Genomic DNA, 8,576 nt, shown 5'->3' on the forward strand with positions numbered 1-8,576 from the left:
ACCTCGCCGCGCTCGCGGCCGCCCGGGCCGAGGACGGCTCGGGGGAGGCGGCCGACGACGCCGCGACCACCTCCCGCGCCGACGTGGACCTCCCCGTGGGGCGCGTGGCGCTCTCGCCGGTGGTGCGCACCCAGCTCGCGGCCGCGCCGGACGACCGCGCGCTGGCCGCCCACGCGCAGTGGGTCGTGCTGGACACCGCTATCTCCCTGGACCGTGACGCCCTCGCGCGTGCCCTGCAGACGGTCCTGGACCGTCACGACTCGCTGCGTCTGGTGCTCGACACCACCGGCGAGGAACCGGGTCTGCTCGTGCGCCGGGCCGGGGCGGTGCTCGCCGAGGACGTCCTCGCCGGGTCGGAGAACTGTGCAGAGAGCGACGACGCCGCTGCCGCCGAGTCCGCTGCGACCGGCGCCGCCGCCGGTTCCGCTGGGCATTCCGGACGTTCCGCGGAGGGCCGCGCTGAGGCGCTCGTGGCGGAGCTGGATCCCCGCGCGGGCGTGGTGGTCCGCGCGGCCGTGGTGCCCGCGAACGTCGAGTACGCACTAGAGACCAGGCCCCTCGCAGACATGGACAACCCTGCAGGCACCGTGCCTCCGACAAACACAGTGCGCCCCTCGGACGCCAGTCACCCCGACGGGGACCGGCTCGTGCTCGCCGTGCACCACCTCGCGGTGGACGCCGTCTCGTGGCAGATCCTCACCGCGGACCTGGAGCGCGCGTACGGGGCCGCCGTGGCCGGAACCCTTCCCGAGACGGACGACGTGCCCTGCTCGTGGCGCCACGCGATGGACGTGATGGCCGCCCGCGCCGGCTCGGACACTCTGCGCGAGGACCTGCCCCACTGGGAGCGCGTGCTCCGCTCAGGACCTTCCGAGCCCCTGGGCGGCCGGCGCCTGGACCCGGCCGTCGACACCGTGGCCACCGCCCGCACGGCGGACCTCGAGATCACCGGCGACGTCGCACGGGCCGTGCGCGAGACCGCGCCCGAGGCGTACCGGATGCGCCCCGACGAGGTGGTGCTCGCCGTCGTGAGCCTCGCCCTCGCCCGCTTCGACCAAGCGCGCGGACGTCCCGCCGCGGCACTGCGACCCGTGACGGTCGAGGGCCACGGCCGTGACACCCTCGCCCCGGGCTGCGACCTCTCGGGCACGGTCGGGTGGTTCACCACCGAGTCGCCCGTGCACGTGGCGTCGGACGCGCTCGGCCGCCCGAGCACTGATTCCGGAACCGACTCCGGGACTGACGCCGACGTCCGCGCCCGCGTGCTCGGCGCCGAGGACCTCGACGACATGCTCGGCGGCGGGCCAGCACTCTCCGCGCTGCTGCGGGCGGCCAAGGAGGCGCGCCGCACGAGCCCGGACACCGCCGGGTACGGCATCCTGCGCCACCTCAACCCGCTGGGCCGGGAGCGTCTCGCGGGACTGGCCGAGCCGGAGGTCGTGCTCAACGTGATCGCCGCCCCCGGCGAGGACCCGGAGGGCTGGTCCACGGACGGGGCCCGCTCCTTCGCCGTCGTGGAGTCCCCGGAGCGGCGTCTGACCGAGGCGCTGACCGTCAACGTCTTCCAGAACGCGGGCCCGGAGCCGGGGCTGGGAATCGAGCTGCGCGCCGCGGGCGGCATGTTCTCCGCCGCGGACCTCGACGCCCTGGGCGAGTCCCTGACCAAGGCCGCCGCCGCGGTGCACCTGCACCTGCTCCTGAACGAGAACGCCGGGGGAGCGAGTCCCTCGGACCTGACCCACCGCCTCCCGCAGTCGGACATCGACGCCCTCGAACGCGAGCACGGCCCCGTGGCGGACGTGCTGCCGCTGTCCCCGCTGCAGGAGGGCCTGCTCTTCCACGCGCTCTCCGACGGCGAGGCGGACGCCTACGTGCTCGCGGCCGCGCTGGAGATCGAGGGGGCCGTGGACCCGCAGCGGCTGCAGGACGCCTTCGACGCCGTGCTGCGGCGCCACCCGGTGCTGCGCGCCGCGTTCGACGCGACCACCGTGGGCGAGCCCGTGCAGGTGGTCCCGCGCACGGTGACCGTTCCGTGGCGCACCGTGGACCTGAGCGCGACCCCGGACGCCGCCGCCGAGCGCGCCGTGACGGCGCTGCTGACCGAGATGTCCCACCGCCCGGTGGACGTGGCCAGGGCACCGCTCGTGGCCGCCACGCTGGTGCGGCTGGGCCCGGAACGCAGCGTGCTGATCCTCGGCGCGCACCACCTGGTCACGGACGGCTGGTCCACGCACCTGATGGTGCGCGACCTCATGGCCTTCTACCGCGGCGAGGGGGACGAGCTGCCCACGGCCCTGCCGTTCGGCGCGCACGTCGCCCGGATCAGCGCCGGCGCCGACGCCGCCCTGGAGGCGTGGCGCACTCGCCTGGCCGGACTCGAGCACCCCACGGTGCTCGGCACCGAGCCGTCGGAGACCGCCGGTGGCAGGACGGAGCAGACCCGCCAGGACCTGGCCCTCGCCCCGGGGACCGCGCAGCGCGTCGTCGAGGTGGCGCGGACGAACGGGCTCACCCCCAACACCGTGCTGCAGGGCGCGTGGGCCGTGGCGCTCGCCGCCGTGACGGGCCACGACGACGTCGTGTTCGGCGTCACCGTGTCCGGGCGCCCCACCGATCTGCCCGGCATCGAGAACACCGTGGGGCTCTTCGCCAACACGCTGCCCGCGCGGCTGACGCTGCGCCGCGACGAGCCCCTGCTCGAGGCCTTCACCCGGCTGCAGGGCGAGCAGGCGGGGATGTCCGCGCACGAGTCGGCGGCGCTCGCCGAGATCGAGCGCGCCGTGGGGCTGGGCGAGCTCTTCGACTCGCTCGTCGTCTACGAGAACGCCCCGGCCGACGACGCCGCGCAGCAGGCCCTGCCGCGCGTCACCGGTATCAGCAGCGCGGGCGGCACCCACTACCCGCTCAACGTGATGGTGCCGCCGGGGACCGAGTTCCGCGTGGTGGTCGAGCACGATCCCGCGCGCGTGGCCGAGCAGACCGCGCAGCGGCTGTGGGCGGAACTCGCCCGCGCCCTCGAGGCCGTGGCCGGGGACCCCACCGTGACGGTGGCGCAGCTTGCGGCCGGGCACGGCGGTTCTGTGGCCGAGGAGGGGCGGCCGACGGCCGAGCACGGTGGAACCCCCATCGGGGAACAGGTGACGTCGTCCCGCGTGACGGGCACGGCACCGACGGCCGAGCAAAGGCAGGCCGAGGTCGAGACGACCGGCGCATCGGCCCCGGCATCGGAGAGCGCCAGGACGGCCGCCGCCGCGCCGGGGACGGCGGGTACGCCGTCATCCACCACTGGGACGCCCAGGGCGGCGTCGCCCGCGGCGGACGGTGTCGCCGCGGTCGTGGCCGCGGAGATGGCCGGCCTGCTGGGCCGCTCCGGAATGGACGTCGACGAGGACTTCTTCGCGCTCGGCGGGCACTCCCTGACCGCCATGCGCCTGCTCGGCAGGCTGAGGCGCCGCGGCATCACCGTCTCCCTCGTGCAGGTGCTCGATGCGCGCACCCCGGCCGCGATCGCGCGGCTCGCGGAGGGCGGGGCAGTGTCGTCTGCACACGGGGCGTCTCCGGACGACGCCGTGTCCGGTGACAACCAGGTGCCCCGCGACCCTGCCGTGTCGCAGCACGGCGCGGTGCCTCAAGACCATGCGATTGCACAGAACCGTGCAGACGCGCAGGACACGCCCCGGATCGAGGACGGCGCACGGGGTGGCGCGGAGGGCCCGACCAGCTCCGCTCCGGTCCTGACCCCCGCGCAACAGGCGCTGTGGTTCGTGCAGCAGCTGGAGGGCCCGTCCACGGTCTACGACGTGCCGGTGGCCCTCGAACTGCGCGGCGCCGTGGACGCGGAGGCACTGCGGGCGGCCTGGCACGACGTCGTGCTGCGCCACCGCGCCCTGCGCACCGTGTTCCCCGCCCAGCGTGACGGCACCGCGGGCGTGCGCGTGCTGGAGGGAGAGGAGCTGCCCGCGCTGCGCGTGCACGACCTCCCCGGTACCTTGGCGGAGACCGCTCCGAGCCGCGAGACGCTGGAGGGCGTCGTCGCCGAGCACCTGGCTGACCCGGCCCAGGCCGTCGACATCACCCGTGAGGCCCCGGCCCGCGCGGATCTGTGGACCGGCGGGGACACGGCGCTGCTGCTGGTCGTGGTGCACCACGTGGCGATCGACGCGGAGTCCGTCCAGCCCCTGCTCGCGGACCTCTCCGACGCCTACGGGGCGCGGGCCGCCGGGCGCGCACCGCAGTGGCCCGAGCCCCCGCACGACGAGCCCGCCGCCGAGGACCCCGAGCAGACGGCGGCGGACGAGAGCTTCTGGTCCGAGGAGCTGCGCGGCCTGCCCGCGGAGCTCGACCTGCCCCTGGACCGTCCCCGCCCGGAGACACTGGGCCACGAGGGCCACACGGACGTGCTGGAGGTCCCCACAGAGCTGCGCGAACGCATGGACCGCGTGTGCGGCGAGCACGGCGTCACGCCCCTCATGCTGCTGCGCAACGCCGTGGCACTCACGTGGTGGCTGCACGGCGCCGGGCGGGGCATTCCCCTCGGCAGCACGGTGGCCCTGCGCGAGGACCTCGCGGACGAGCAGCGTGCCGTGGGGTACTTCGTGAACTCGATGGTCGTGCGCTGCGCGGTGGACGCCACCGGGACGGTGGCCGAGAACCTGGCTGCCGTGCGGGGTGCTTCCCTGCGGGCGCTGGAGCACAGCGGGCTGCCGTTCGAGCGGGTCGTGGACCTGGTGGCACCCCAGCGCCAGCGCGCCCGGCACCCCCTGTTCCAGACGCTCGTCTCGCACGAGGCGCCGGCCCCGACCCCGGGGATCGGGTCACTGGAGACCTCCGAGGTCACCGTGCGCACCACCACCTCGCGCTTCGACGTGGGTGTGTGGCTCGTGGACGAGGGCACCTCCTCGCTGCGCGTCGTGGGGTCCGCGGACCTCTTCGATGCCGAGACCGTCTCCGCCCTCGCGCACCGCGTGCTGCGCGTGCTGGAGCAGGTGGTCGAGGACCCGCGCCGCGCCGTCGCCGAGCTGACGGTCGCGGACGAGGCTCCCCGCGAGACCCACCGCCCGGCGCGGTCCCACCGCCCTGTGCAGCCCCACCGTTCTGCAGAGCGTCATGATCCTGCGGAGTCCGGCCGTGCGGCAGAGGGCCATCGCCCCGCGGCGAACCGGGACACGGCAGTGAACGCGGGCCCCGCGGAGACCCGGGTTCCGAGCGGGACGGACGCGCACGATGACGTCGTCCCCTGCCTCCCGAAGGTGAGCGCGCCGAGTGTGCCCCGGGCCTTCGCGGAGCAGGTGGCCCGCACACCGCACCGCGTGGCGCTGCGGGATGCACAGGGCGACCTCTCCTACGCGGAACTTGACGCCGCGGTGCGCCACCTGGCCGCGCGGCTCGTCGCCCGTGGGGTGGGGGAGCAGTCGATGGTGGCCGTGGCGCTGCCGCGCGATCGCTCGCTGCTGACCACCCTGCTGGCGGTGCAGCGCGTGGGCGCGGTCTACGTGCCGCTGGATCCGGACCACCCCAGTCAGCGCACGAGCCAGGTGCTCGAGGACGCCGCCGTGGCACTCGTGGTCTCCACGGCCGAGCTCGCCGCAGCCCTTCCCGCGACCGACGCGGACGTGCTGCTGCTGGACGCTCCCGGCGCCCCGGAAGAGGAAGGCGTGGACAGCGCCGGGGAGACGGCGTCGGCAGCCGGCGGCCTGACCACCTCGGCCCTGCCCGAGATCCCCGCCGCGGACGATGGCCTGGCCTACGTCCTGCACACCTCCGGCTCCACCGGGCGGTCCAAGGGCGTGATGGTCACGCGTGCGAACATTGCCGCGTTCCTGCGCTCCGTGGTCGAGCTGGGCTGGGTCCGGGACCGGGACGCGCTCGTGGCGGTCACCACCGTGGCGTTCGACATCTCCGGCCTGGAGCTGTTCGCGCCGCTGTGCGTGGGCGGCACCGTGCACCTCGCGGACCGCGCAACCGTCCGCGATCCCGAGGCCCTGCTGCGCGTCGTCGCTCGGGCGGACGCGGACGTCCTGCAGGCCACGCCCTCGTTGTGGCGCGGTCTCGTGGAGGCCACCGAGCACGGGGACGTGGACCTGAGCCGGGTGCGCGCCCTCGTGGGCGGCGAGGCCCTGGACCGGGACCTCGCCGCGCGCATGCGGCAGCGCTGCGCGGAGGTCCGCAACGTGTACGGACCCACCGAGGCCACGGTGTGGGTGACCCACGAGCCGGTCACGGCCGAGGACCTCACGGGCTCCGGTGCCGTGCCGATCGGCACCCCGTGGGACGGCGTGGAGGCCACGGTGCTCGACGACGCCCTGCGGCCCGTGCCCGACGGCGTCGCCGGAGAGCTCTACCTGGGCGGCGTCCAGGTGGCTCGGGGATATCTGGGTCGACCGGCCCAGACCGCGGCGCGCTTCGTCGCCGACCCCGCGCACCCCGGGGCGCGGCTGTACCGCACCGGCGACCTGGTGGTGCGCCGCGAGGGACAGCTGCACTTCCTGCGGCGCGTGGACGACCAGGTCAAGGTCCGCGGGTACCGCATCGAGCTCGGCGAGGTCGAGACCGCGCTGCGCTCGCTGCCCGCCGTGCGCGCCGCGGCCGCGTGCGTGCGCCCCGATCCCAGCGGCGAGCACCGGTTGCTCGGCTACGTGGTCCCCGCGGGTGACAACGACGCCGCGGAGCAGGCCCCCGCTGCCGCCGCCCGGGACGCCCTGCGCGAGCTGCTGCCGGAGTACATGGTCCCGGCGGTCGTCACGGAGGTTCCGAGCCTGCCGACGACCCCGAACGGGAAGATCGACCGCGCCGCCCTGCCGGAGCCGGACGGTTCCACGGCGGGCGGGGCCGCACCGCGCACCGAGGCGGAGCGTGCCGTGTGCACCGCCGTGGACGAGCTGCTCGGCCTGACCGGCAGCGGACCGGAGGACGACTTCTTCGGGCTGGGCGGGGACAGCATCTCCTCCCTGCGCCTGGTCGCGGGGCTGCGGGAGAGCGGCTGGGACCTCACGGTCACGGACGTCTTCACGCACCCCGGCCTGGGTGAGCTGGCCGCGAGCGCCCGGCGCACCGCGAGCGCGGTGGATGCCGAGGGCGCGACGGGTGCCCAGAGCACAGTCAGTGTGAAGAGTGCCGAGGGCACGGACAGCACCACCAGTTCCGGGAATGCCGCCAACATCACCAGTGGTGAGGGCACTGGCAGCGCCGTCGACTCCGAGAGCACCGGGGCCGAAGCGCACCCGGCAACCACCGAGGACGCCCTCTCCGTGACCGTCACCCCCGAGCTGCGGGAGGTCCTGGAGGGGCTGGCCCCGCAGTGGCAGGAGGTGTTGCCGCTGACGCCGCTGCAGGAGGGCATGTACCTGCAGTCGCTCGTGGACGGGGCGGACGGCGCGGACGCCTACGTGGTCCAGCACCGCTTCACGCTGGGGGCGGACGTGGACCTCGCTGCCGTGCGCCGCGCGTGCGACGCCGTGTACCGGCGCCACCCGATGCTGCGGGCGGGCTTCACCCACCGCGGGGTGCCCGCGCCCGTGCAGTTCCTGCTGCCGGAGGGGCCCATGCCGTGGCACGAGACCACGGTGGGCTCGTCCGAGGAGGTGGAGCGGGCGGCGTCGGAGGAGTTCCACCGGCGCATCGACCCGCAGCGTCCCCCGCTGATCGGCGCGCTCGCCGTGCACCTTCCGGACGGCACGAGTGAACTGGTGGTCACGCAGCACCACCTGCTCACGGACGCGTGGTCCCAGGCGGTGCTCTTCGAGGAGCTGTTCACCCTCGTCGCTGCCCCGGGCCAGGACGAGTCCGTGCTGCCCGAGCCCGCGGACTTCCGCGAGCACCTGCGCCACGTCGCCTCCCGGGACGCCGCCGCGGACACCGCGGCCTGGCGCGAGCACCTGGCCGGGATCGAGGAGCCGACCCTCGTGGCCGGACCCGCGCCCCTGACCGAGCCCGTGCCGCAGCTCGTGACCCGCCCCCTGGACGCGGAGCTCGACGCCGCCGTGACCGCCCGCGCCCGGGAGCTCGGTGTCAGCCGGGCCACCCTGTTCCACGTGGCGTGGGGGGTGACGCTGCAGCAGCTGACGGGCCGCGACGACGTCGTCCTCGGCAGCGCCGTGACCGGCCGGGACCCCTCCGTGCCCGGGGCCGAGCGCATGGTGGGCCTGGCCCTGAACACCGTGGCCGTGCGCCTGAGCACCCGGCCGCACCAGACGGTCCGGGACGTGGTGCGCCGCTCCTTCGCGCAGCAGGGGGCGATGAGCGCCCACCACCGCGCCGGGTTGGGCGAGATCCAGCGGGCCGCGGGGCACTCCACGCTGTTCGACACGCTCGTGGTGCACCGCAACACGGCGATGAACCGGGAGGACCCGGAGGGTCCCTTCGCCCGCGCTGGTGTGCTGCGGGCGCAGGCCCTGGACGCGACCCACTACGCGATGGTGCTCGACGTTGACCCCGGGGACGGCACCCCCGGCTCCGGGACCATCACGTGCGAGCACCACCCGGAGACGGTGTCGGCCGAGCGTGCTCAGTGGGCGCTGGAGCGCACGCTGGCCGCACTGACCGACCTGGCCCGCCGGGACGCCGCGCGCACCCGCATG

1 protein-coding gene is annotated in these 8,576 nt (G+C 75.3%); it reads left to right on the plus strand.

What is annotated here, in order from left to right; all coding sequences use genetic code 11:
* Window positions 1–8,576: non-ribosomal peptide synthetase (locus tag D8M39_RS12035; RefSeq protein ID WP_126875091.1), on the plus strand; the 8,576-nt coding region annotated here is incomplete at both ends.

Source organism: Kocuria sp. HSID17590 (assembly GCF_003989485.1).
GTDB lineage: Bacteria > Actinomycetota > Actinomycetes > Actinomycetales > Micrococcaceae > Kocuria > Kocuria salsicia.